The organism is Bacillus sp. LM 4-2, assembly GCF_000978495.1.
Lineage (GTDB): Bacteria > Bacillota > Bacilli > Bacillales > Bacillaceae > Bacillus > Bacillus subtilis.
On record NZ_CP011101.1, the window covers coordinates 866,968 to 891,582 of the forward strand.

21 protein-coding genes and 1 pseudogene are annotated in these 24,615 nt (G+C 46.4%); 18 read left to right on the top strand and 4 right to left on the bottom strand.

Annotated elements, in window-relative coordinates:
* The first annotated feature begins 41 nt into the window (after positions 1–41).
* The 15 genes from glvR (at position 42) to lnrN (ending at position 17,728) form a co-directional block, all read left to right on the top strand.
* On the top strand, positions 42–806 hold the full coding sequence (gene glvR, locus bslm_RS04320; protein ID WP_015482966.1) for a MurR/RpiR family transcriptional regulator GlvR: 765 nt from the start codon (positions 42–44) through the stop codon (positions 804–806).
* Between the two features lie 14 nt (positions 807–820).
* A complete protein-coding gene (gene malP / locus bslm_RS04325) occupies positions 821–2,404 on the top strand; it encodes a PTS maltose transporter subunit IIBC (RefSeq protein ID WP_003233606.1) in 1,584 nt (527 codons plus the stop codon).
* A 105-nt stretch (positions 2,405–2,509) separates the two neighbouring features.
* Complete coding sequence (locus bslm_RS04330; protein WP_029317467.1) at positions 2,510–4,231, top strand: ABC transporter ATP-binding protein; 1,722 nt, start codon at positions 2,510–2,512, stop codon at positions 4,229–4,231.
* Entirely contained in the window at positions 4,225–6,039 is a 1,815-nt protein-coding gene (locus bslm_RS04335; RefSeq protein WP_042978122.1) for an ABC transporter ATP-binding protein, read from the top strand. Before bslm_RS04330 ends, bslm_RS04335 begins: the two co-directional genes overlap by 7 nt.
* 153 nt (positions 6,040–6,192) lie before the next feature.
* Positions 6,193–6,597, top strand: a complete 405-nt coding sequence (gene catD / locus bslm_RS04340) for a DoxX family oxidoreductase CatD (protein WP_015252533.1) — start codon at positions 6,193–6,195, stop codon at positions 6,595–6,597.
* A 17-nt stretch (positions 6,598–6,614) separates the two neighbouring features.
* Positions 6,615–7,472: a catechol 2,3-dioxygenase gene (catE, locus tag bslm_RS04345; protein ID WP_003233597.1), complete on the top strand. Its 858-nt coding sequence runs from the start codon at positions 6,615–6,617 to the stop codon at positions 7,470–7,472.
* Positions 7,473–7,565: 93 nt separating this feature from the next.
* Positions 7,566–8,510: an AraC family transcriptional regulator gene (locus tag bslm_RS04350; RefSeq protein ID WP_003243004.1), complete on the top strand. Its 945-nt coding sequence runs from the start codon at positions 7,566–7,568 to the stop codon at positions 8,508–8,510.
* Between the two features lie 174 nt (positions 8,511–8,684).
* Positions 8,685–10,133, top strand: a complete 1,449-nt coding sequence (locus tag bslm_RS04355) for a sugar porter family MFS transporter (RefSeq protein WP_003244331.1) — start codon at positions 8,685–8,687, stop codon at positions 10,131–10,133.
* 26 nt (positions 10,134–10,159) lie between these two features.
* On the top strand, positions 10,160–11,101 hold the full coding sequence (locus bslm_RS04360; protein ID WP_003244504.1) for a sugar phosphate isomerase/epimerase family protein: 942 nt from the start codon (positions 10,160–10,162) through the stop codon (positions 11,099–11,101).
* 9 nt (positions 11,102–11,110) lie between these two features.
* Positions 11,111–12,292: a Gfo/Idh/MocA family protein gene (locus bslm_RS04365; protein ID WP_010886447.1), complete on the top strand. Its 1,182-nt coding sequence runs from the start codon at positions 11,111–11,113 to the stop codon at positions 12,290–12,292.
* Positions 12,293–12,415: 123 nt separating this feature from the next.
* Positions 12,416–13,618 carry a two-component system sensor histidine kinase LnrJ gene (lnrJ, locus tag bslm_RS04370; protein ID WP_017696465.1) on the top strand — a complete coding sequence of 401 codons (1,203 nt, stop codon included), beginning with the start codon at positions 12,416–12,418 and terminating at the stop codon, positions 13,616–13,618.
* Positions 13,615–14,277, top strand: a complete 663-nt coding sequence (gene lnrK, locus bslm_RS04375) for a two-component system response regulator LnrK (protein WP_038428636.1) — start codon at positions 13,615–13,617, stop codon at positions 14,275–14,277. Before lnrJ ends, lnrK begins: the two co-directional genes overlap by 4 nt.
* Positions 14,278–14,419: 142 nt before the next feature.
* Entirely contained in the window at positions 14,420–15,355 is a 936-nt protein-coding gene (gene lnrL / locus bslm_RS04380) for a linearmycin resistance ATP-binding protein LnrL (RefSeq protein ID WP_024572985.1), read from the top strand.
* 11 nt (positions 15,356–15,366) lie between these two features.
* Positions 15,367–16,557 (top strand): linearmycin resistance permease LnrM, encoded by a 1,191-nt coding sequence (gene lnrM, locus bslm_RS04385; RefSeq protein ID WP_038428637.1) that lies wholly within the window; start codon positions 15,367–15,369, stop codon positions 16,555–16,557.
* A 13-nt stretch (positions 16,558–16,570) separates the two neighbouring features.
* Positions 16,571–17,728 (top strand): linearmycin resistance permease LnrN, encoded by a 1,158-nt coding sequence (gene lnrN, locus bslm_RS04390; RefSeq protein WP_038428638.1) that lies wholly within the window; start codon positions 16,571–16,573, stop codon positions 17,726–17,728.
* A gap of 72 nt (positions 17,729–17,800) precedes the next feature.
* Here the strand turns inward: lnrN and padR are convergent, their stop codons facing one another.
* The gene (padR, locus tag bslm_RS04395; RefSeq protein ID WP_003233588.1) at positions 17,801–18,349 is read right to left on the bottom strand and encodes a transcriptional regulator PadR; all 549 of its coding nucleotides are present in this window, start codon (positions 18,347–18,349) and stop codon (positions 17,801–17,803) included.
* A 271-nt stretch (positions 18,350–18,620) separates the two neighbouring features.
* On the opposite strand from padR, the gene estB reads away from it, so the two are divergent.
* Positions 18,621–19,253 carry an esterase EstB gene (estB, locus tag bslm_RS04400; protein WP_003243184.1) on the top strand — a complete coding sequence of 211 codons (633 nt, stop codon included), beginning with the start codon at positions 18,621–18,623 and terminating at the stop codon, positions 19,251–19,253.
* A 188-nt stretch (positions 19,254–19,441) separates the two neighbouring features.
* On the top strand, positions 19,442–20,530 hold the full coding sequence (locus bslm_RS04405) for an acyltransferase family protein (protein ID WP_003242504.1): 1,089 nt from the start codon (positions 19,442–19,444) through the stop codon (positions 20,528–20,530).
* Between the two features lie 35 nt (positions 20,531–20,565).
* On the opposite strand, the gene bslm_RS04410 is transcribed toward bslm_RS04405, so the two are convergent.
* Positions 20,566–21,183 carry a TetR/AcrR family transcriptional regulator gene (locus bslm_RS04410; protein WP_046380865.1) on the bottom strand — a complete coding sequence of 206 codons (618 nt, stop codon included), beginning with the start codon at positions 21,181–21,183 and terminating at the stop codon, positions 20,566–20,568.
* A complete protein-coding gene (locus tag bslm_RS04415; RefSeq protein ID WP_014479207.1) occupies positions 21,149–22,402 on the bottom strand; it encodes an MFS transporter in 1,254 nt (417 codons plus the stop codon). The genes bslm_RS04410 and bslm_RS04415 overlap by 35 nt, the downstream gene beginning before the upstream one ends.
* Before the next feature lie 122 nt (positions 22,403–22,524).
* Here bslm_RS04415 and bstA point away from each other — a divergent pair.
* Positions 22,525–23,062 (top strand): annotated as a pseudogene (gene bstA, locus bslm_RS04420) (bacillithiol transferase BstA).
* On the opposite strand, the gene bslm_RS04425 reads toward bstA, so the two are convergent.
* Positions 23,059–24,615 (bottom strand): MFS transporter, encoded by a 1,557-nt coding sequence (locus bslm_RS04425; protein WP_046380866.1) that lies wholly within the window; start codon positions 24,613–24,615, stop codon positions 23,059–23,061. The pseudogene bstA and the gene bslm_RS04425 sit on opposite strands and share 4 nt — an antisense overlap.

Consider the following 24,615-nt stretch of genomic DNA (forward strand, 5'->3'; position numbering starts at 1 on the left):
CTGTAATTGTATATAATAGAAAGAAAATGGGGGGATCTGATATGCAGCTCGAAGAACTGATCAATCAGCACTACAGCAAATTGAATGACAACGATTTTCATATTTTAAAATATATATTGAATCATAAGCACACATGCTATCACCTTGGAATCGACGCGCTGGCCAAAGCTTGCAGTGTATCGCGTTCCTCAATTTTACGGCTTGCCCAAAAGCTCGGTTTCAGCGGTTACAGTGAATTTCGCGTCTTTTTAAAGTGGGAAGATCAGCCGGAAGAAGGCGAGAGTATGAGTTTTCAAAAGCTGCTTGATGATATTGAAGCAAATTTGAAGTTCTTACGGACAAAGGACATGACGGACATGTGCCAGCTGATTGATGCAGCTGACCGCATTTTCGTCTACGGTTCTGGAAATGCGCAAAAGATATGCGCCCGCGACCTGCAAAGAATGTTTATTCCGCGCCATCGCTATCTTATTTTAATTGAAGACACAAATGAATTTAATTTGATGCGCGATGATTTTAAAGTAAACGATCTGTTTATCATCATTTCTCTTTCCGGAGAAACACCGGAGCTGATTCCTCAGGCAAGAATGCTTTCTGCAAAGGGTATTCCCTTTATTTCCATTACGAATTTAAAAAACAATGTCCTCGCCCAGCTGACTCCGCATAATCTTTATGCGACAAGCAAACCTGTGACATTAAGCGATAAAACGGAAATTGTCGCTTTTGCACCGTTTTTTCTCGTTGGCGAAGCATTGTTCCGCGCATATGTTGATTACAAAGAGGCAGAAAAAAATGACAATGAGTAGCAGGGGGTTCTGGTATGATGCAAAAAATTCAGCGCTTTGGAAGCGCGATGTTTGTGCCTGTTTTATTATTCGCGTTCGCCGGCATTATCGTCGGTATCAGCACGCTCTTTAAAAATAAAACCCTCATGGGACCGCTCGCCGATCCTGACGGTTTTTGGTATCAGTGCTGGTATATCATTGAGCAGGGCGGCTGGACTGTTTTTAACCAAATGCCGCTCTTATTCGCCATTGGCATCCCGGTTGCTTTGGCGAAGAAAGCTCAGGCACGCGCTTGTTTGGAAGCGCTTACTGTCTACCTGACATTCAACTATTTTGTCAGCGCGATATTGACGGTATGGGGAGGAGCATTTGGCGTCGACATGAATCAAGAGGTCGGCGGAACGAGCGGGTTAACGATGATTGCGGGCATAAAAACGCTCGATACCAACATCATCGGAGCCATCTTTATTTCTTCGATTGTCGTCTTTTTGCATAATCGCTATTTTGATAAAAAACTGCCCGATTTTCTCGGCATCTTTCAAGGCTCAACATATATCGTGATGATTTCCTTCTTTATTATGATCCCAATTGCCTTGGCTGTGTCTTATATTTGGCCGATGGTTCAATCGGGAATCGGCTCGCTTCAAAGCTTCCTGGTTGCTTCTGGGGCGGTGGGCGTTTGGATATACACGTTTTTGGAACGGATTTTAATTCCGACCGGCCTTCATCACTTTATTTACACGCCGTTTATTTATGGCCCGGCTGTAGCAGAAGGCGGGATCGTCACGTATTGGGCACAGCATCTTGGCGAATATTCGCAAAGCGCCAAACCGCTGAAGGAGCTCTTTCCGCAAGGCGGATTCGCGCTTCACGGCAACTCGAAAATCTTCGGTATTCCGGGTATCGCCCTGGCTTTTTATGTAACAGCCAAAAAGGAAAAGAAAAAACTCGTCGCAGGGCTGCTGATTCCTGTCACACTGACAGCGATTGTCGCCGGTATTACAGAGCCGATTGAGTTTACGTTCTTATTCATTTCACCTTTCTTATTTGCGGTTCACGCCGTGCTTGCCGCCACAATGTCGACAGTTATGTATATGGCCGGCGTCGTCGGAAATATGGGAGGCGGACTGATTGAGGCGGTAACCTTGAACTGGATTCCGCTCTTTGGCAGCCACGGTATGACATATGTGTATCAAATTTTGATCGGGCTCTCGTTTACAGCAATTTATTTTTTCGTCTTCAGATTTTTAATCCTCAAATTCAATATCGCTACACCAGGACGGGAAAAGGATGAACAGCAGGAAACAAAGCTATATTCGAAAAAGGAATACAGAGAACGAAAAAACAAGGATGAAACGGCCTCCGCTGCTGAAACGGCTGATGACACCGCTTTTCTGTATATTGAAGCGCTGGGCGGAAAAGACAACATCACTGAAGTCACAAACTGCGCCACCCGCCTCAGAGTCAGTGTCAAGGACGAAACAAAGGTTGAACCCGACAGCGTATTCCGCGCGCTTGGCGCACACGGCGTTGTCAGGAACGGGAAGGCGTTTCAGGTAATTATCGGATTAAGCGTACCGCAGATGCGGGAGCGTGTGGAAAAAATATTGAATCAATAAAGACTGCCCTCCTTTTCGGGAGGGTTTTCGTTTGCCGTCAAAAAGACCGCCATAGTAAAGTAAAGAAAGAGACAATCGAGTAAAAAGGGGTTTGGAGGCTTTTACATGCAAAAGGCTTTGTCGTTTTTAAAACCATATTCATTGCTGGCGGGAATTGCGCTGATTCTTATGTTGACGGAGCTTGCAGTTGAACTGATGCAGCCTTTATTGATTGCAAAAATCATCGACGATGGGATATTGAAGCAAGATCTGCGGCATGTATGGATATGGGGCGCGGTCATGATCGGGCTGACCGTGTTATCCTTTGCGGCGGGGATGCTGAATTCCTTTTATGCCGCCCATGTCAGCCAAAGCTTTTCCTATGATACGAGAAAAGGGCTTTTTCAAAAAATCCAGTCCTTCTCCTATTCCACATTTGGACAGTTTTCGTCCTCTTCTTATATTACAAGGCTGACAAACGACGTCACACAGGTTCAAAATATGATTTTTATGAGTTTGCGGTTTATGCTGCGGGCTCCCTTAATGATTGCAGGCGGCATTGTGCTGTCGCTTGCCGTTAATGTGAAACTCGGCTTTTTTCTGCTTGTGACCATTCCGATCCTGATCTTGTTTTTGCTGTGGGTATTAAGGAAAGGCGGGGCGCTGTTCCGCTCAGTGCAGAAAAGGCTGGATCAAGTGAACACCATCATGCAGGAAAATTTAATCGCAATCAAGCTGATCAAAGCGCTGCTTCGCGGCAGCCACGAAGTCAAACGATTTATCAAAGCCAACACAAGGCTGATGGAAAAAACGGTTTCGGCCTTTCAGCTTGTGGAATTCACGATGCCTGTACTGATGCTGCTGATGAATCTCTGCATTCTTTTGATTTTGTGGGCGGGGTCCTACAGTATCACGAGCGGAAGCACTCAGGTCGGCGATGTTGTTGCGATAATTAACTACGCAACACGAATTACAGGCGCGCTTTCGATGTTTCCGTTTTTGATTATGATTTTCACCAGGGCGAAGGCTTCAGGGGATAGAATCGGCGAGGTGCTTGAAACAGAAGGCGATGAGCGGGAGGAAGGCATCATATCTGATCGTTTGTCAGGACGGATTGAGTTTCAGCATGTATCCTTTCGCTATCCTGAAATGGACAGAGAAGCGCTCAGGAATGTCTCATTTTCCGCAAAGCCAAGAGAAACGATCGCGATTCTCGGTGCGACGGGCTCGGGCAAGTCCACGCTTTTTCAGCTCATTCCGCGGCTTTATCAGCCGGATTCAGGCTGCATTTACATAGATGAAAAGCCGGTTCAAGATTTTCCGGCTGAAGGGCTGCGCAGGCAAATTGGATATGTACCGCAGGAAGTCCTCTTGTTTTCCGGCACAATCAAAGAAAACATCGCTTGGGGCAAAGAAAATGCTTCACTAGATGAAATAATGGATGCGGCCAAACATGCGCAAATTCATGAAACGATTTTGAAGCTCCCAAATGGATATGATACAGTTTTGGGGCAAAGAGGCGTCAACCTGTCCGGCGGCCAAAAGCAGCGAATTTCCATTGCGCGGGCGCTGATTCGAAAACCGGCTATCCTTCTTTTAGATGACAGCACAAGCGCGCTTGACCTGCAAACGGAGGCGAAGCTGCTTGAAGCAATCAGCACATACCATTGCACAACTTTGATCATTACACAAAAAATGACCACGGCGATGAAAGCTGATCAGATTTTGTTGCTTGAGGACGGCGAACTGATTGAAAAAGGCACTCACAGTGAGCTGCTTTCTGAATCTCAATTATACAAGCGCATTTACGAGTCACAATTCGGAAGGGAGGGGAGCGAGTCATGCTAAAAGACATCCGCAAGCCTTTCCAATATCCCAAACTGCCAATTGACAAAAAAGAAGGCGCGAAAAAGCGGGCGAAAGCAAAGGATACAAAGGGCACACTGAGACGAATCTGGTCTTACTTGGCTGAACGAAAAGGACTGCTCATACTTGTCATGCTGATGGTTGTCATCAGCGCCATATTCGGGCTCCTTGGCCCCTTTGTGATCGGAAAGGCCATCGACCATTTTATCGTCGGGAAAACGGTCAGCGGCTTGATTCCTGTTTTGCTTCTTCTGCTCGCTATCTATATCATTCAGTCCCTGTCGCTTTGGTTTCAAAACTATTGGATGATTACGATCTCGCAGGGCACGGTTTTCAGAATGAGAAGCGAATTGTTCACCCATCTGCATGAGCTGCCGATTCCATTTTTTGATAAACAGCGGCACGGCGAGCTGATGAGCCGGGTGACGAATGACATCGAAAATGTCAGTTCTACCTTAAACACGTCAGTCATTCAAATTTTGTCAAGCGTGATCACCTTTGTCGGAACAATTGCGGTGATGCTGTACATGAGCCCGCTCCTTACATTGATTACGCTGACCATTATTCCGGTGATGGCAGCGAGCCTGAAATGGATCACCAACCGAACGGGAAAGCTGTTTAAAGAACAGCAGAAAAACCTTGGTGATCTGAATGGGTATATTGAGGAATCTGTTTCAGGCGCAAAGGTCATCAAAGCATATTCACGTGAGAAGCAGATTACTGCTGAATTTCTCGAAAAAAACGCTGCACTCAAGACGTCGGGCTTTTGGGCGCAGACGATTTCCGGGTTTATCCCGAAGGTCATGAACTCTTTGAATAACTTAAGCTTTACAATGATAGCGGCAATCGGCGGTTTGTTTGCGCTGAAAGGCTGGATCTCGATCGGCTCCATCGTCGTCTTTGCCGAGTATTCAAGACAATTTACACGCCCTTTAAACGATCTGGCCAACCAGTTTAATACGATGCTGTCCGCAATCGCCGGCGCTGAACGGGTGTTTGACGTGCTTGATGAAAAAGAAGAGCGCGAGGATGAAAAGAACGCCGTGCATCAGCCCATCCAAACAGGCAGCATTGAATTCCGGGATGTGTCCTTCGGTTACGATAAAGGGCAGCAGACACTGAAGCATTTACAGTTTACCGTGCCTGCGGGGCAGTCCATCGCGTTTGTCGGACCGACGGGGGCGGGGAAGACAACCGTCACTAATCTTCTCGCCCGTTTTTACGAGCCTAACGAAGGAAAAATTTTAATCGACGGTACAGATATTAAAACCCTTACTAGAGCAAGCCTGAGAAAAAACATGGGGTTTGTTCTTCAGGATTCTTTCTTATTTCAGGGAACGATCAGAGAAAACATTCGCTACGGCAGGCTCGATGCTTCTGATCAGGAAGTCGAAGCCGCTGCAAAAACAGCGAATGCCCATAGCTTTATTGAAAGGCTGCCAAAAGGGTATGACACCGTGCTGACGCAAAACGGTTCGGGCATCAGTCAAGGACAGAAGCAGTTGATTTCTATAGCGAGGGCGGTGCTTGCTGATCCGGTTCTTCTCATTTTGGATGAAGCGACAAGCAACATTGATACCGTTACAGAAGTCAACATTCAAGAAGCGCTCGCCCGTTTAATGGAAGGAAGAACAAGCGTCATCATTGCCCACAGGCTGAACACCATTCAAAGAGCGGACCAGATTGTGGTGCTAAAAGACGGTGAAATGATTGAAAAAGGCAGCCATGATGAGCTGATTCGGCAAAAAGGATTTTACAGTGACTTATATGAAAGCCAATTTGAGAAATAGACCTTTGTCCTGCACAGAGGTCTTTTTTGTTACAGTTTTATAGTACTTTTATTTCATTTTCGTAAAATGTAACAAAATTACTTGACGTAAACAAGTTATGTATATATACTAGCTTACATTAAGTAAGTGATAACATTTATCAAGGAGGATAAAATGAATAAATCATTTGAAATTGGCACATTACTTTTAAGAGTTATTACAGGTATTATCTTTTTTGTTCACGGTTTATCAAAGTTTCAGGGAATGGAGGGCACCATCCAATTTTTCGGCAGCATAGGCCTTCCAAGCTTTATGGCGTATGTCATCGCAGCGATTGAACTCATTGGCGGAGTGCTTGTCTTCTTCGGATTGGCTACACGTATTGTCGGTGTACTGTTCGCTCTTACACTGATCGGCGCCATCATCACTGTTAAGCTGAAAGCGCCATTCATGGGCAATGCAGAATTTGATTACCTTCTGCTTTTGACATCCATTCACCTGGCGCTTACTGGAAGTCGATTCCTGGCGCTGGACCCATTTGTGTTTAAAGGAAAAAAGAACGAAAACGTTTCAGCATAAGAAAAGAGGCATGCAGCATGACCAGCATTCATGAGGATACACACATTGGCTATGCCAAACTCACAATTCGCAGTCTGGAGCGTTCGCTTCAGTTCTACTGTAACGTCATCGGTTTTCAAGTCTTAAAAAAGACGGATCGCCAAGCGGAATTAACGGCTGACGGGAAACGCGTACTGCTTATTCTTGAAGAAAATCCGAGCGCTGTCGTCTTGCCTGAACGGTCTGTGACAGGCCTTTATCACTTTGCGATTCTTCTTCCGGACAGGAAAGAACTTGGGATCGCGCTCGCCCGCCTGATTGAACACGGCATTGCTATCGGACATGGAGACCATGCTGTCAGCGAAGCGCTCTACCTGTCTGATCCTGACGGAAACGGCATTGAAATGTACGCTGACCGCCCCCGCAGCACGTGGCAGCGTGATCGGGAAGGAAACTACGTCATGACGACAACCGCTGTTGACATTGAGGGCCTTCTGGAAGAGGCAGGAGATGAGCGGAAAACATCGCTTCCGAACGATACAATCATCGGACACATTCATCTGCATGTCAGTGATTTGAAAGAAGCAAAGGCGTTTTATACAGATGTACTGGGCTTTGACATTGTCGGAAACTATGCGGGCATGTCCGCCCTCTTCGTTTCAGCCGGGGGGTACCACCATCATATCGGCTTAAACATTTGGGCGGGAAGAAATGCGCCGCCTAAACCGACAAATGCCAGCGGACTAGATTATTATACTGTTGTCCTGCCCCACCAAGAGGAGCTGGATTTGGTGGCAAACCGAGTCAAACATGCCGGGTATTCGATTGAAGAGACGGAAAACAGCTTTCGTGTGAAAGACCCTGTTTCCGGCGCCTATATTACATTTGTGATTTAACTGCAATCCCCTTGCCGAAATAACGGCAGGGGGATTTTTTATTTTTGTCCGCCTTGTTATGATGAGAGAACCAACTTGTTAGGAGGCGTTTACATGGAACTCAACCACCTTGTGACGGGCAAAATAGCATTAAATCAATATGTGCATCGCTTAGAGCAAAAGGATGTTTCATTTTACGTCCACTACTGGGGAGCGATGACGAACCACTATAACACACTGCTTCATAAGCATTCCTTTTATGAAATTTGTTACGTGGTAAGAGGTGAAGGATATTACCTTGAAGGCGATCGTACATATCCGCTTCGTGAACAGACGATTTTTTTGTCAAAGCCGGAGCATTTGCACCAAATCAAAAGTGAAACAGGGCTGTTCCTTTTTTACGTCGCTTTCGAGCTGAGCGAGGATCAGTCAAGCGCCGAATGGATCAAAGTGATGGAAGAAGTGAAACAAAGCCCCTTTATCACAATGCAATTGAAAGATGGCGAACCGCCGGGCCTGCTTTGGAAAACGTTAATGCTGCAAGCAGCGCAACCTGTCAATGCTTTTGACAAAGAGATCCTATCTCATTTGTCGCATGCATTGATCCTGTCATTAATCCAAACCTTTCTCCCGTACGCCCAACGCCCGAAACAAAAGCAGCCCATTCACACATCTTCTGCTTTGCTGACAGAGGTGAAACTGCACATAAAAGACAATCTGTCACAGCCGTTAAAGCTGACGGATGTCGCTAGCCACTTTCATATCTCAGGGAGGCATTTATCACGTTTATTTGCAGCAGAACTGGGCGTCAGCTACTCAGAATTTGTCCAAAATGAAAAAATAAACAAAGCTGCCGAACTGCTGAAATCAACGAATTTGTCGATTAAAGAAATAGCGGAAGAAATCGGTTTCTCAGTACATTATTTCACTCGCGTCTTTTCCGCTAAAATCGGCAGCTCTCCAGGGCTTTTCCGCTCCCTTTATAAAGACTCAAAAATGACCGCATTTCAAATCAATAAACCTTTTCAAAAAATCGAACAGGCCAAGCCGCACGAATAAGATGTCCTGAAATGACAAAACAATGTCTTCATATGATAAAGACGCGAGAAATCTCGTTGTCTTATAATCTTTTTAGAAAGCGGTTACAACAAGGGGTATTGCTGAAGGAGGGATGCATTGGCTTATGCTTGGTGTCGGGTGCTCTGCCATTCTTGAAAGAAGGGGAAGAAAGCCGTGAGTACAAAAAAGAAAGAGGCTGTAATAGGAAAAGAAAGCTTAGCTCATAAAGGGCTTTTACGAACGATTACATTGGTATCTACATTCGGCGGCCTGTTGTTCGGTTATGATACGGGTGTCATTAATGGAGCACTTCCTTTTATGGCAACTGCAGGTCAGCTGAATCTTACACCTGTTACAGAAGGACTGGTTGCGAGTTCCCTGCTTCTCGGGGCAGCCTTCGGGGCGATGTTTGGAGGACGTCTGTCCGATCGGCACGGCCGCCGAAAAACGATCCTTTATTTAGCCTTACTCTTCATCGCAGCCACACTTGGCTGTACCTTTTCACCAAACGCGTCCGTGATGATTGCCTTTCGTTTTCTGCTTGGACTGGCGGTTGGCTGCGCTTCTGTAACGGTTCCAACCTTTTTAGCGGAAATTTCGCCGGCAGAACGCAGGGGACGAATCGTGACACAAAATGAACTGATGATCGTAATTGGCCAGCTTCTGGCATACACCTTTAACGCCATTATTGGCAGCACAATGGGGGAGAGCGCAAATGTATGGCGGTATATGCTGGTCATCGCGACACTTCCGGCTGTTGTGTTATGGTTCGGAATGCTCATCGTGCCTGAAAGCCCGCGCTGGCTGGCAGCTAAAGGCAGAATGGGTGACGCCCTGCGGGTGCTTCGGCAAATCCGTGAAGACAGTCAGGCACAGCAGGAAATAAAAGAAATCAAACATGCGATTGAGGGCACAGCAAAAAAGGCCGGCTTTCATGATTTTCAAGAGCCGTGGATAAGGCGCATTCTATTCATTGGGATTGGAATCGCCATCGTACAGCAAATTACCGGTGTCAATTCGATTATGTACTATGGGACAGAAATTCTGAGAGAAGCCGGTTTTCAAACAGAAGCTGCATTAATCGGCAATATTGCAAACGGTGTTATTTCAGTTATTGCGGTCATTTTTGGGATATGGCTTCTCGGCAAAGTCCGTCGCCGGCCCATGCTGATCATCGGACAGATTGGCACGATGACAGCCCTTCTGCTGATCGGGATTTTATCCATTGTCCTTGAAGGAACACCCGCCCTGCCGTATGTTGTGCTGAGTTTGACCATTTTGTTTCTTGCGTTTCAGCAGACTGCCATTTCTACGGTGACGTGGCTGATGCTCTCGGAAATCTTTCCTATGCATGTGCGGGGGCTTGGCATGGGGATCAGCACCTTCTGCTTGTGGACAGCTAACTTTCTCATTGGATTCACCTTTCCCATTTTGCTCAATCATATTGGGATGTCGGCGACATTTTTTATCTTTGTCGCTATGAATATCCTAGCGATTCTATTTGTGAAAAAATATGTGCCTGAGACAAAAGGGCGGTCACTTGAACAGCTTGAGCATTCCTTTCGCCAGTATGGCCGCCGCGCTGATCAGGAAATCCAAAATCAAACAACTCACTTATCGTAACCTGAGATACCAGGAGGAATCTATCAATGAAACTATCTTATGTAACAGACAGCCTAGGGCATTTGCCTTTTGAAGACATGCTCAATTTTGCCGCAAAGCTTGGGATCGATACACTTGAAATGACAACCGGGGGCTGGTCGCCGGCACCTCACTTGAATCTTGATGAATTGCTGCAAAGCAGCGAAAAAAGAAAAGAATTTTCACAAGCGCTGGAAAAGCGGAACATGACACTTTGCGCATTAAACTGCTCGGGGAACCCTTTAGATCCGGGTGAATTGGGCAAATCGCACAGAGACATAACTGACAAAACGATGGAGCTGGCTGGATTATTAGGCGTCAAAAAAGTGATCATGATGAGCGGTTTGCCAGCCGGCGGCCCGGACGACAAAGTGCCGAACTGGATCACATACACAGTAAGCTGGCCTCCCGTTTTAAAAGATATCCTCAACTATCAATGGGAAGACGTTGCGATCCCATATTGGAAGAAGCTTGTCAAAAAAGCGGAGGCCTGCGGCGTGGGGAAAATAGCGCTTGAGAACTTCAGCTCTCAATTAGTCTATAATCCTGAGACTCTCTTTCGGCTCAGAAATGCAGTCGGCCCGATGGTCGGTTTGAATCTTGACCCGAGCCATTTGTTATGGATGGGCGCAGACCCGATCATCGCAGCAAGGGAGCTCGGCTCAGCCATTCACCATGTCCATGGGAAAGATGTCAGAATTGAAAGATATTTATCGGCGGTCAACGGACTTTTAGAAACAAAAGAAGTGACAGATCCTGCAAACCGGGCGTGGAATTACGTAGCTGTCGGCTGTGGACAGGATTTACAGTGGTGGAAGGAATTTTTTTCAGTTGTAAAAATGATGGGATATGAAGGTGAGGTTTCTTTAGAAATGGAGGATCTGACGATGTCACCTGAAGCGGGCATCCGTACTTCTGTAGAAGCTTTAAAACAAACCATCAGCCAATAGGAGGTTTTCATGATGCTAAATGGAGAAAGAATCATCTCTAAGCCGCTTCGCTGGGCAATGGTAGGCGGCGGGCGGCTCAGCCAGGTTGGATATAAACATCGTATTGGAGCGCTGAGAGACAATACTGCTTTTCAATTAACTGCTGGCGCTTTTGATATCGATGCAGAAAGAGGAAAAGATTTCGGGGTGAACCTTGGAGTGGATGCGGAACGCTGTTATCCCAACTATCAAACCATGTTTGCCGAGGAAGCGAAAAGACAGGATGGCATAGAGGTAGTATCGATTGCCACTCCGAACGGCACTCATTATGAGATTTGTAAGGCGGCGCTTGAAGCAGGAGTGCATGTCATCTGTGAAAAACCGCTGTTCTTCACTTCAGCAGAGGGGCAGGAAATCAAAGCGCTCGCAGAGAAAAAAGGGAAAATTGTCGGCGTGACGTACGGTTTTTCAGGCAATCAAATGCTTCTTCAAATGCGTGCGATGATTGAACAAGGAATGATCGGCGATATTCGCGTGGTTGACTTGCAGTACACACACGGTTTTTGTGCAACAGATGAAGGTGAAAAGATAAGCGCTGCACAGAAATGGCGTGTCGACCCTGCGATCGCCGGGCCAAGCTTTGTGCTGGGCGATTTATCTACCCACACGTATTATATGTCACAGCTTATTATGCCAAAGATGAAAATTAAGGAGCTGCTGTGTGACCGACAGAGCTTCGTCGGCAGCCGCGCACCGCTAGAGGATAATGCCCATGTGCTGATGCATTATGAAAATGGAGCGGTCGGAACGATGTGGACATCGTCAATCAATGCCGGATGTATGGATGGCCATAGAATCCGGATTGTCGGCTCAAAGGCAAGCATTGAGTGGTGGGACAGCAAGCCAAATGAACTGACGTATGAAGTGCAGGGAGAGCCGGGCCAGACACTCGTTCGCGGCATGCCGTATTTAGATGATGTTTGCAACGCCGATGAACGACTGGGCGCCTTACACAGCGAAGGGCTGTCCGAAGCATGGGCCAATATTTATCTTAAATTTGCCATTGCGATAGACGCCAAAAACCGTGAAGATGAAGAAATCTTGAACAACTTGGTTTATCCTGACATTGATGCAGGGATCGAGGGCATTCGCTGGATTGAGAACTGCGTGCGCTCGGCAAACCAAGGGTCAGTTTGGGTTGAATTTAAATAAATGAGGGAATGCGCCGCATATGACATAAAGTTCATATGCGGTTTTTATTTTCCAGAAACTCCTGTCAAAAATGCCCTGAGGCAGGTATGATAAGAAGGGAATTGGGTATCGGGAGTGATGAGCGTGAAAGCTCTTTTTTTTACGAGAATGTTCACCTTGATGGTGAGCTGTTTAATGTATCTGTCCATTGTGAAAGAGGATAACTGGTTTGGATATGTATTTATAGCAGCAGGTGCTGCCATGTATGCAGCCAATCATGTTTTGCTGACAAAAGAGACAAATGCCATCTGGTTCTGCCTGATTGATATTGCAATCGGCTTTTCGTTCGGATTTATCTTTCCCGGCACAGGTTTGTTCATTATTATGCTTTGTCCGGTTGCGGTCGCCTTTTTTCTGCGGGGGTTTCCTAAAAGAACAGCATGGTCTGTCTTATGTCTTTCCTCTATTTTATTTTTGACCGTCCTCATCCGTACATATGCGATGTTCGGCAATGAATTTGTCATTGATCATTTGACTAGCATGACATTCGTTGTCTTCTGCGGTGTCGTGGGCAAATTAATCCGCAAGCTGTTGGATGCGCAGGATACGGCAAAACAGCAGTTTCAGGAACTGACGGAGTCCCATCTGGCGCTGTCTGCTGCACATCAGGAGCTCCATTTATATGCGAAGCAGGTTGAAGAGCTGACTGCCATTTACGAGCGGAACAGAATGGCGCGGGAAATCCATGATACAGTGGGGCATAAAATGACGGCCCTTCTCGTCCAGCTGCAGCTTTTGCGTGAATGGCAAAAAAGAGACAGCCAAAAAGCGGATGAGACAGTAGGTGTCTGTGAAACACTTGCCCGTGAAGCGCTTGATGATGTCCGCTTATCAGTACGCACTCTGCAAACTGAAAACGATCCTTCGCTAATCGAATCGCTGAAACAGCTGACAGAGGACTTTTGCAAAAATGCAGGGGTCACAACAGAATTTGCGGTCAGCGGCGATCCTGCAATCATTCCGCTGTCTCTTCATCCGACCCTGATCAGAACGGTGCAGGAAGCGCTGACCAATGCCAAACGGCACGGCGGCGCCGCAGCTTGTTCGATACAGCTTGCCTGCACAACGGACAGCATCAGCCTTGTCATTAAGGATGACGGAAAAGGCAATCCCGAAGCGGCACTTGGCTTTGGCCTCTTGAATATGAAAAAGCGGGCAGCGGAGCATGGCGGAACGATCCGCTTTGAAAGCGAACAGGATCAAGGATTTACTGTGAATGCAGAATTTTCACTTGCCAATAAAAAATGGAGCTTCAGGCCCGTGCAGCAAAAGGAGAGTTTATCATGATTAAGATCATCATTACCGACGATCAGGATATCGTCAGAGAAGGGCTGGCATCCCTGCTCCAGCTCCGAGAAGAGCTCGATGTGATCGCAACGGCGCGAAACGGACAGGAAGCATTCGAAAAGGCGAAAGAGCTGGAGCCGGATATCGTATTAATGGACATCCGCATGCCGGTTTCCAACGGGGTGGAGGGAACAAAATTAATCACAAGCTCATTGCCCGGCGTAAAGGTTTTGATGCTGACAACCTTTAAGGATTCAGCGCTGATTGCTGAAGCGCTTGAAGAAGGAGCAAGCGGGTACCTGCTGAAGGATATGTCGGCAGATACGATTGTAAAAGCGGTGATGACTGTTCATTCTGGCGGAATGGTGCTTCCGCCGGAATTGACTGCCCAAATGCTGAATGAATGGAAGCGTGAAAAACAGCTGAAAGGAATAAAAGAGATAGAAAAACCTAACGAGCTGCTCGACCTGACCGAGCGCGAAATCGAAGTTCTGGCTGAGCTGGGGTACGGGCTCAATAACAAAGAAATTGCCGAAAAGCTTTACATTACAGAAGGCACAGTCAAAAACCACGTTTCAAATATTATCAGCAAGCTGGCTGTCAGGGACAGAACCCAAGCCGCCATTTACTCGGTCAGATATGGTATATCTGTCTTTTGACATATGACGTTTTGCATATATGCTTCTCTGAAAAGGCCTTTTACAGGCCTTTTTTTCATGCCCTATGTTCTATCTGCCGCTACATGCCGCACGCCTTTCTTTCTTCTACAATGGCAATGGATCAAAAAAGGAGTGAGACGACGTGCTGCAAGCAGAAAACATCAAAAAGGCATATGGAAAAAAAACAATCGTGAAAGGTATTTCTTTTTCCCTCCAAAAGGGGGAGTCGTTCGGTCTGCTCGGGCCAAACGGTGCGGGGAAGTCCACAACCATTTCGATGATTTCCGGCCTTGTGCCGCATGACAGCGGGAACATCACGGTGGGCGGCTATGTCATCGGAAAAGAAACGGCCAAAGCGAAACAAAAAATCGGCATTGTTCCGCAGGAAATTGCATTATATCCGACGCTGACGGCTCATGAGAATCTTATGTTTTGGGGGAAAATGTACGGACTTACGCACGGCGAGGCCAAAAAAAGATCGGCTGAGGTCCTTGAATATGTCGGTCTGACTGAGCGGGCTAAAGATAAGATTGAAACGTTCTCCGGGGGGATGAAACGAAGAATCAACATCGGTGCGGCTTTAATGCATAAGCCCGAGCTGCTGATTATGGATGAACCGACTGTCGGTATTGACCCTCAATCGAGAAATCACATTTTAGAAACGGTCAAACAGCTCAACGAAACGGGCATGACGGTGATCTATACGAGTCATTACATGGAAGAGGTTGAGTTTTTATGCGATCGGATCGGAATTATTGATCAGGGGGAAATGATTGCGATTGGCACAAAAACTGATTTGTGCAGCCGCCTTGGAGGCGATACCATCATTCAGCTCACAGTCAGCGGGATCGATGAAGCGTTTCTTTTGGCGATCCGTTCCCTGGCTCATGTGAATGATGTAACAGTCCAGGAGTCAGAGCTCAAAATCGACATTTCTGCGGCTCATCATGAGAAAGTCGTCACCAGTCTGCTTGCTGAAGCCGCTGCTCATCATATAAACCTGCTGTCTCTTCAGGTGCAGGAACCGAATCTGGAGCGCCTGTTTTTGAATCTGACCGGCCGCACGTTGCGGGATTAGGAGGGGCGGCAATGAAAAAAAGCATATGGATCGCATGGAAAGATGTCAAAATCAGAATCACGGACAGAAAAGGGTTTATGATGCTTATCCTAATGCCGCTGATCCTAACGTGTATTTTAGGGGCGGCGCTCGGATCAGTTGTTGACGGAGGCAACCGGATTGATGACATCAAAGTCGGCTACATTCAATCAGACCAGTCAGATGCAGCGAACATGTTTACAAAAGATGTTCTCAAAAAAATGAAGTCGATAAAGGCCACAAAAGCCGGCAGCGAAGACAAGATGAAGAAGCTGATTGATGAAAAGAAAATCGATGTAGGCATCGTCATCCCGAACCATTGGGAAGCCGGCAAAACCTCAGCTGTTGTTTATGCCGCACCTGATCAAACATTGAAAAGTTCCATCATCGAAACAGCTGCCAGCTCTTTTATAGAGCAATATAAAGCGGTAAAGGAAGCCGCGTCAGCCTCAATGGACTACATCAGCAAAACGGAAGCTGTACAGCAAGGAAAACTTGACCCTGCACAGTTTGCAGAAAAGCTGGCAAAGACGCTAGAAAAAGAAACAGGTGACAAGCTGACTATTGCAGAAAAATCTGTCGGCAGCAAGGCCGTTACCAGCTTTCAATACTATTCGGCGGCAATGCTTTGCATGTTTATGCTGTTTCATATGACAGTCGGGGCGAAATCGTTTTTACAGGAAAAGGATACGGAGACGCTTGCCAGAATGCTGATGACGCCTGCGCAAAAATCCGTCATTCTCTTCGGAAAATGGCTTGGGACGTATCTGTTTGCTATCATACAATTTTTCATATTTCTGATCGTCACAATCAATGTATTTGGTGTGGACTGGGGCGGTAATCTGCTGTTTGTGAGTGTACTCGGGCTTTCTTACGCCGCAGCTGTATCTGGTATTTCAATGCTGCTTGCGTCGTGCATCAGCGATATGAAATCTGCAGACTCGATAGGCGGCTTCGGCATTCAATTGCTTGCGGTTCTCGGCGGGTCCATGCTGCCGCTGTACCAATTTCCGGACGTCTTGCAGTCTGTATCCAAAGCGGTGCCAAATCGCTGGGCGCTTGACGGCTTTCTTTCTTTAATGGAAGGGGGAGGCTGGGCTGACCTTCAAAAGCCTGTGCTTCTTTTTGCGGCGATCGGCTTTTGTTCACTTGTAATTGGTATCAGACGGCTTCATACAAGATAAGGAGGTACAAAAGGTGAAAAAAATTCTAGCCATTTGCGGCATTGAGCTTTCTCTCATTTTTAAGAAGCCACAGAACTATTTGATCATGTTTGCTGCCCCGCTTTTGCTTACCTTTGTATTTGGGAGTATGCTCGGCGGCAATGATGATAAGGTGCGGCTTGCAATCGTTGATCAGGACGATACGATTCTCTCACAGCATTATATTCGGCAGCTGAAGGCACACGATGATATGTATACATTCGAAAACGTGTCTGAAAACAAAGCGTCAGAAAAGCTGAAACAAAAGAAAATTGCCGGGATCATCGTTATTTCCCGCTCGTTCCAGACACAGCTGGAAAAAGGCAAAAACCCTGAACTGATTTTCCGTCACGGCCCTGAACTGTCGGAAGCGTCGATGGTCAAACAATATGCAGAAAGCACATTGGCAACGCTCAATATTCAGGTGACCGCGGCAAAAACGGCATCTCAGACAGCGGGAGAGAACTGGAAGGCGGCGTATAAAACCGTTTTCGCCAAAAAACATGAAGATACAGTTCCGGCTGTAAAACGGCAGACGCTCAGTGATAAAAAAGAGGGCGCGGAAGCAAGTGACACAGCCTCCAGAGCAGCAGGTTTTTCCATCCTGTTTGTCATGCTGACCATGATGGGAGCGGCTGGAACCATTTTAGAAGCAAGAAAAAACGGCGTCTGGTCCAGATTGCTTACAGCCTCTGTCAGCCGAGTGGAAATCGGTGCTGGGTATGTGCTGTCCTTCTTTGTCATTGGCTGGATTCAATTTGGCATATTGCTTCTTTCCACCCATTGGCTGTTTGCCATCAACTGGGGGAATCCGGCTGCAGTTATTGTATTAGTGTCACTTTTTCTATTGACCGTTGTCGGCATTGGATTGATGATTGCGGCCAACGTCAGAACGCCAGAACAGCAGCTTGCGTTCGGCAACTTGTTTGTCATCGCAACATGTATGGTGAGCGGGATGTATTGGCCGATCGACATTGAACCGAAATTTATGCAATCCATCGCTGAATTTCTTCCGCAAAAGTGGGCGATGAGCGGGCTGACGGAGATTATCGCTAACGGTGCCCGCGTCACAGATATTCTCGGAATCTGCGGCATTTTGCTTGCATTTGCTGCGATCACTTTCGCAGCGGGGCTGAAAGCGCTCCGAGCCTAAAAAACATCTGCCGTTTAGGCAGATGTTTTTTAGCATGTGGGTACATTCGTATGGGTGTAGCCTGAACTGCGGTTAATCCTTATCTATCATAGCTAAAATTGATTCCAGCCAAGAAACGTAATTTTTCTCCCGCTCCAGCGCTTTCGTTAGCACAAGATAGTGGCCGAAGTCCGGTGAAGAAAATGACATCGGCTCTGCTGAAGCCATAAGCTTTTCATAGCTTCCCTGTAAGTCAGAAAGCTTGGCCTGTCGTTTTTGCAGCTGGTCTTTGAACAAATCAGAAGCCTCCTGGCGCGATAGACAAGAAATGAAATAAGCCTTCAGCATAAATTCATCCTTCACCGTCTCGGGTATCGGCTGGTGGCGGATCAGCCAGTCATGCAGTTCCTGCTTTCCGCTGTCTGTCAGGGTGTACATCTTTTTCTCCAGCTTTGTGCCCTGAATCGTTGTCCGAAACGTGATAAATCCTTCATCCGTCAGCTTTTTGAGCTCAGGGTAAATCTGGCTGTGCTTGGCGCTCCAAAACTGGCCGAGCTCCTCTTTAAAATAACTCGTAATATCGTATCCACTCAATTCGCCTTTTCGCAAAAGCCCTAATATGGCGTATTTTAATACTCTCATGCTATCCTCCGTGTCTGGCTGTTTCGCAAAACAGATGAGCCGGTGCTCAACTGTGATTCTAACTGCCTATTCCCCTTATTATAGAAAAGGGAGGAAGGGAACACAACCGGGCTCTTTGGAAATGAAGATAAAAGGTTTGTCAGAAGGTATCCGATTTATCTCCGTCATATAAAAGAGATTTAAATTTAATTTTCAGAAAAAATATTAACCATATTGATTTTTTATGTATAATAGGAAATTGGTGGTATAAACATTTTAAGGGGGAAGAAACGTGAAAAAAGTACTTATGGCATTCATTATTTGTTTATCGCTGATTCTATCTGTTTTAGCCGCTCCGCCGTCTGGCGCAAAAGCTGAATCAGTACATAATCCTGTCGTTCTTGTTCATGGAATAAGTGGTGCATCATACAACTTTTTCGCTATTAAAAACTACTTAATTTCTCAAGGCTGGCAAAGCAACAAACTGTACGCAATTGATTTTTATGATAAAACAGGAAATAACCTAAATAACGGCCCGCAGCTTGCTTCATATGTTGACCGTGTTTTAAAAGAGACGGGGGCAAAAAAAGTAGATATTGTGGCTCATAGTATGGGAGGCGCCAATACGCTGTACTATATTAAATATTTAGGCGGAGGCAATAAGATTCAAAATGTCGTAACGCTTGGAGGGGCTAATGGTTTAGTATCATCAACGGCGCTACCGGGCACAGACCCTAATCAAAAGATCCTCTATACATCTATTTACAGTCTCAATGATCAAATTGTCATCAATAGCTTGTCTCGGTTACAAGGAGCGCGAAACATCCAGCTTTATGGCATCGGTCATATTGGCTTGCTTTCTAATAGCCAAGTGAACGGCTATATCAAAGAAGGGCTGAATGGCGGAGGCCTCAATACAAATTAATATCTTCAAAAAACAACCTGCTGCCTCCGTTACAGTGGGTTTTTTCGTCTGAGAAAGCCATAGGGTCTTATGACCTTAGTCTATCATGCATACGTCAATTTATGACATCAGGCACTTTTTCAAATAGAGCGGACATGTTAAGGTACAACCATCGATTTCTATCAATTTGAAATAAAAGGAGCGCTGTTATGCAAATTAAAGAAATTTTTATGATCCGCTGCATTTCGTGCTTAAGTGTCGTCTTGCTCCATATCATTTCAATGGTCCTGATGCTTCAGGCAGAAGCTCTTGCAGATATTTCTCACACTGTTGATTCTTTCCGCACACTCCTGATGTTCAGCACGCCCGCTTTTATTTTCATCTCTGAATTTTTACTGGCCCGTTCTTATCCTGATGGGGTGCCTGACGGTTTTTTAAAGAAGCGGGGAAAAGTGATTTTTGTTCCTTTTTTATTTATCGCAGCCATCGATGCGCTGCTGATGACCAGTGCGATGGGGGGAGAGGTAACCTTTCTCGCGTTTGTGCAAAAATATCTGGCGAACGTATTCTTAGGAAACTTTATCGGATACTTCATTCTCGTCATCTTTCAATTTTACATGCTGCATATGATGTTTCATGAGTATTTGAAAAAAGCATCGCCGAAATGGGTGCTGTCTATCTCATTTGTGGTGACAGCCGCTTATTTAGGCTATTTCTCCGCAGCCAGCCCGGCTCCTGCTTCTGAAGAGGGAGGGGCATTTCCGTTCTTCTGGGTTCCGTTCGCAGGCTGGCTTTTCTACTTTTGTCTAGCCTACTATTGCGGAAAAGAATACAAGCGTTTTTTAGCGCTGCTGAACCAATACCGCTGGGTGGTGTACGGCGCCGCAATTGCTTCTGGGGCGCTGGTTGTCACTGTTTCTTATGTCGGTGAAATCGGCATGATCAGCTCGAAGCGGCCTGATATCATGCTGTATTCAACAAGCATGATTTTCCTGTGTTTTCATTTGTTTTCCAAAATGAAGCATGTGCCGAAAATCATGATGTTTATCAGCAACTATTCCTTTTCGATTTATCTGCTTCATGCCTATTTTATGATTATAGGCTACGTGTTGCTTTTGAATATGCCCGAAATTCCTGCCGTACCGGCTGTTCTCCTGTTGTTTGCCGTGTGCACAGCCGGCCCGATTATGACCTCATGGGCGCTGAATAAGTTCAAATACGGGTATTTATTTGTGGGGAAAATTTATCAGCCAAAACAGAAGAAGGTAACAGTCGAAGTGCGTGATCACGCAGGGTGAAAAACAAGCGGCAGGAGGGCTCCTGCCGCGTTTCTTTACTTCTCATCCGCTTGCAGAACTGTTTTTAAATATAGTTTTGCAGACTCAGCAAGTCCAGATACATCAGCCTTTTCTTCATCGAAATACAGGGCGTTTTGAATGATGCCGTCATTCATATTGAGGAAAAACTTGGCGATAGTCGCAAGAGGCTGAACCGGCTGAAACTCTCCCTGATCGATCCCTTTTTGCAATAGCTTTGAAAATCTTTCCACAAAAAGATCATACCTTTTCTCCAAATACTGCCTACGTTCCTCATTCCGCCAAGATGTCACTAAATATTCAAATTGCACCGGCGCCAGCGTATCTGCTACATCACGCAGGCCCTCAGTCAGTTCATCCAAATAGATTGAAATGGCGGACCAAACACTTTGGTGTTCAGCTGATTTATCAAGCTTTCGGAGTCCTTCATCCAGCCCTGTTTCAATAATGCGGCGAAACATCTCCTCAGTGCTTGAAAAATAAAGATAGACACCGCCCCGGCTGAAACCTGACTCTTCTACAACGTCCTTCATCGTCGTTAATTCGAATCCTTTACGTTTAAAAACCGTTTTGGCAGCCTCTAAAATCTTTGCCTGTCGTTTATCCTTGTGCTCCTTTGTTACTTTTGGTGACAAGATATCGCCTGCTTTCTGAAACTTTCTTACCTACAAGTGTAATCAACCCAATCAAGATCAGCAAGCAGCCACAGACAAGAAAAGCAAGTGAAACACCGATCCATTCCGCCAGCATGCCTCCGCCCGCCATGCCGAGGATGGAGGCGAGGGTTGTCGCGCTCTGAATGGCGCCAAACACCCTGCCGCTGTAATCAACCGGCACTGTTGTTTGCACGAGAATTTGAAATGGAATATGGACCAGACCAAAAGCCGCTCCCATGATGAAAAAAGCGAAAATAAAAAGAGCAATGCCGGCAATTCCCATTCCGCTCAGAAATGGCACGCCTCCAGTTGCTAGTCCAAGCAGAAAGGTCCCAGCTGAGAAATAAAGAAAATAAGAGGTGATTCGCCGTCTGCCGGCAATTGCCGCCGTAAGGAGCATGCCGGCTCCGCTGACGGCCATGCACCAGCCTGCAAGCTCAGGCGGAGCGCCTGAAAAAGAACGGATAAGAATGATAGCCTGGGAATCACCAATCTGCAAAACAAAGAGAACGACGCAAGCTGTGAGTAAGCCTATTAAAAGAAGCGGCATCCGTTTCAAATACTGAAGGCCTTCTTTAATAGAAGCAAGTGCTGATGTTTTTTCTTGAGGTGTATTGGCTTTTTGTAAAAAAGCATCTTTGGGGAGGAAAAACAAAATGACAGCGGAAAGAAGAAAGGCGCCGGCGTTAATATAGAAAACAGAATGTATAGAGACAGCAGCGATCAGCATGCCGCCAAGGGCAGGGCCGAAGATTTTTGCACTGTTATCAATGATGCTGCTGGCGGAAACAGCCTGCTGAATGTGTGCTTCCGGAGCCAATTCCTTAAGCTTTCCGTTTTTAGCAGGTGAAAAAAGTGAAGAAAAACAGCTCTGAAGGCATAGCAATACGTAAAGCTGCCAAAGCTCACTGACATAAACGCAGCTGATAACGGTGAGGGCACGTCCGATTTCAGACAGAAACATGATCGTTTTTCTGTCAAAACGGTCGGCAAGCAGACCCGATACAGGTCCGAGTACAATGACAGGCAAAGCAAACGACATCATTAAAAGCGACATATCTAATGGAGAAGCATGAAGCTGAAAAGCGGCTAATGTTAGCACGGCCAAAATGTGAAGCCAGTCTCCAAGTGAAGAAATGGTTTGCGAGGCTAACAGTGTCATCAGTCCTTTTTGATTGCGAAACAACGGTTTTTCCATGATTCATCCTCCTGATTATTAAAATGACACTAGTGTCGTTTTTATTGTATGGGAAAAAGACACAATACACAATCTTTTTCTTGTAAAATAAAGGAGAAGATTGAATAGAAGGGAGAACATGCATGACATCAGTCAATCTAAGCTACCCAATAGGAGAATACAAGCCGAGGGAATCCATACTCGAAGGAGCAAAAAGATAAATGGATTCAAGTACTTGAAGAAGTGCCGGCAAAATTGAAGCAAGCTGTAGAGGGCATGACGGACAGCCAGCTTGACACACCGTACCGGGACGGTGGATGGACCGTTCGGCAAGTTGTTCATCATCTGGCTGACAGTCATATGAACAGCTATATTCGTTTTAAATTGAGCTTGACGGAAGAGACACCGGCTATTCGTCCGTATGATGAAAAAGCATGGTCGGAGCTAAAAGACTCGAAAACGGCAGATCCGAGCGGCTCACTCGCGCTTTTGCAGGAGCTTCACGGAAGATGGACGGCTCTGCTCCGCACTCTGACGGATCAGCAATTTAAGCGCGGATTTTATCACCCTGATACAAAGGAGATCATTACCCTGGAGAACGCGCTCGGCCTGTATGTCTGGCACTCACATCATCATATCGCTCATATTACGGAGCTTTCCAGACGGATGGGGTGGTCTTAACGCTTTTGCCGGCGGAAAGCCGGAATACTGATAGCAGCAATCACCAGAAGTGAGATCACAGCAGCCGCTGCATATAACTGATCATAGCCGCTGGCGACACTCGCATGAATGGCGTCGCTTATCGCGGTTTTGACTTCAGGAACGGGAATGCGTTCGATTTGTTCTTGTAAAGAAGAAACATCAGAACTGTCGATCTCCGGAATCATCTGCATCGCCTTTTCTGAATATCCGCTGTCCGATAAGCGGCTGTTGATCTCATCACCTATTTGGTCAAACCCGGCTGTGATAAAACCTGCATAAAGAGTAGGCGCCAAGGTCAGTCCAATTTGCCTTACTAATGAAAGCGTGCCAAGAGCTGTACCCTTATTTGTTTTTGCCGCTTCTGATACAAGGACGTTCAGCGGAGCGCCTAACAGAAAGCCAAAACCGATCCCAGCTGCCACACTTGCGATCATAAACTCCCATTTTTCCGTCACCCAGAACGGAAATAAAGCAAACCCCGCACATGAGATGATTCCCGAAAGAATAACGGTTTTTACAGGACCTTTTTGGTCGGTAAGCGCTCCGCCAAGCCAAGCGCCGATTCCGGAAGCCAACGCAAGCGGTGTCATCCAATAGCCTGCTTTTGCGGCAGGGACACCCAAATACTGTTCGACATATGACGGGATAAAAATGACTGCCGCCAAGAGCCCCCCGGATAACAAACCGATGATAAGCGTGCGCTGAAACATATGGTTTCGCAGCAGAGAATACGCCAAAATGGGATCGCCTCCTCGCATTTCAACTCTCTTTTCATACGAGATAAGCGCTGCAAAACAGAGTATGCCAAAAATAATACATCCATAAACCTCCGGATTCCCCAAGCTGTGTAAGAGATTTGCCCCGTCAAGATTGGTCATGCCGTACATCACAGCTAAAATCGACAGGGACAAAAGGAAGATTCCGGCCGCATCGAGGCGCTTAGCCTCAGGTGCTTTTGTTTCCGCGATAAAACATGCGCCGAAAACAACCAATAGCACGGCAATCGGCAAATTAATCAAAAACAGCCAATGCCAAGACCCGGTCCAATCAAGCAGAAAGCTTCCGATATTTGGCCCGAGCACAGCGGCCATCCCGTTCATTGCGCCAAGCAGCCCAAGCGCCTTCCCCTGTTTTTCCTTTGGAAGGGTCGCGAGAATGTGGGAGCTGCCGATGATGAAAATCCCGCCGCCTCCAAGCGCCTGAATCAGCCGCGATATCAGAAAGAGCGGGAAGCTTTGGCTCAAAGCAACAAGCAAAGAACCAAGTCCGAACAGGCAAACCTCAATGAGAAAGAGTTTTTTTCTGCCGTAGCGGTCGGAAAGCTTTCCGACGATTGGCACACTGACGCTAAGACCGAGCGTATAAAGGGTAATGCCCCATGATCCCCAGGAAGGAGAAACGGAAAACGACTCGTTTATCGTTGTTAAGGCAGCTGAAATAATTCCGTTATCTAGCGCAGCCATAAATACACCAATCGTAAACAGGCTGATCGCCCACTTTTGGCCTTTCTGCTCTGTTAATGCTTCAGACAT

Excerpts from the sequence above, each read along its gene's own strand:
- glvR (WP_015482966.1), top strand. The coding sequence starts at position 42 with ATGCAGCTCGAAGAACTGATCAATCAGCACTACAGCAAATTGAATGAC.
- malP (WP_003233606.1), top strand. The coding sequence starts at position 821 with ATGATGCAAAAAATTCAGCGCTTTGGAAGCGCGATGTTTGTGCCTGTT.
- bslm_RS04330 (WP_029317467.1), top strand. The coding sequence starts at position 2,510 with ATGCAAAAGGCTTTGTCGTTTTTAAAACCATATTCATTGCTGGCGGGA.
- bslm_RS04335 (WP_042978122.1), top strand. The coding sequence starts at position 4,225 with ATGCTAAAAGACATCCGCAAGCCTTTCCAATATCCCAAACTGCCAATT.
- catD (WP_015252533.1), top strand. The coding sequence starts at position 6,193 with ATGAATAAATCATTTGAAATTGGCACATTACTTTTAAGAGTTATTACA.
- catE (WP_003233597.1), top strand. The coding sequence starts at position 6,615 with ATGACCAGCATTCATGAGGATACACACATTGGCTATGCCAAACTCACA.
- bslm_RS04350 (WP_003243004.1), top strand. The coding sequence starts at position 7,566 with ATGGAACTCAACCACCTTGTGACGGGCAAAATAGCATTAAATCAATAT.
- bslm_RS04360 (WP_003244504.1), top strand. The coding sequence starts at position 10,160 with ATGAAACTATCTTATGTAACAGACAGCCTAGGGCATTTGCCTTTTGAA.
- bslm_RS04365 (WP_010886447.1), top strand. The coding sequence starts at position 11,111 with ATGATGCTAAATGGAGAAAGAATCATCTCTAAGCCGCTTCGCTGGGCA.
- lnrK (WP_038428636.1), top strand. The coding sequence starts at position 13,615 with ATGATTAAGATCATCATTACCGACGATCAGGATATCGTCAGAGAAGGG.
- lnrM (WP_038428637.1), top strand. The coding sequence starts at position 15,367 with ATGAAAAAAAGCATATGGATCGCATGGAAAGATGTCAAAATCAGAATC.
- padR (WP_003233588.1), bottom strand. The coding sequence starts at position 18,349 with ATGAGAGTATTAAAATACGCCATATTAGGGCTTTTGCGAAAAGGCGAA.
- bslm_RS04405 (WP_003242504.1), top strand. The coding sequence starts at position 19,442 with ATGCAAATTAAAGAAATTTTTATGATCCGCTGCATTTCGTGCTTAAGT.
- bslm_RS04415 (WP_014479207.1), bottom strand. The coding sequence starts at position 22,402 with ATGGAAAAACCGTTGTTTCGCAATCAAAAAGGACTGATGACACTGTTA.
- bslm_RS04425 (WP_046380866.1), bottom strand. The coding sequence starts at position 24,615 with ATGTCTGAAGCATTAACAGAGCAGAAAGGCCAAAAGTGGGCGATCAGC.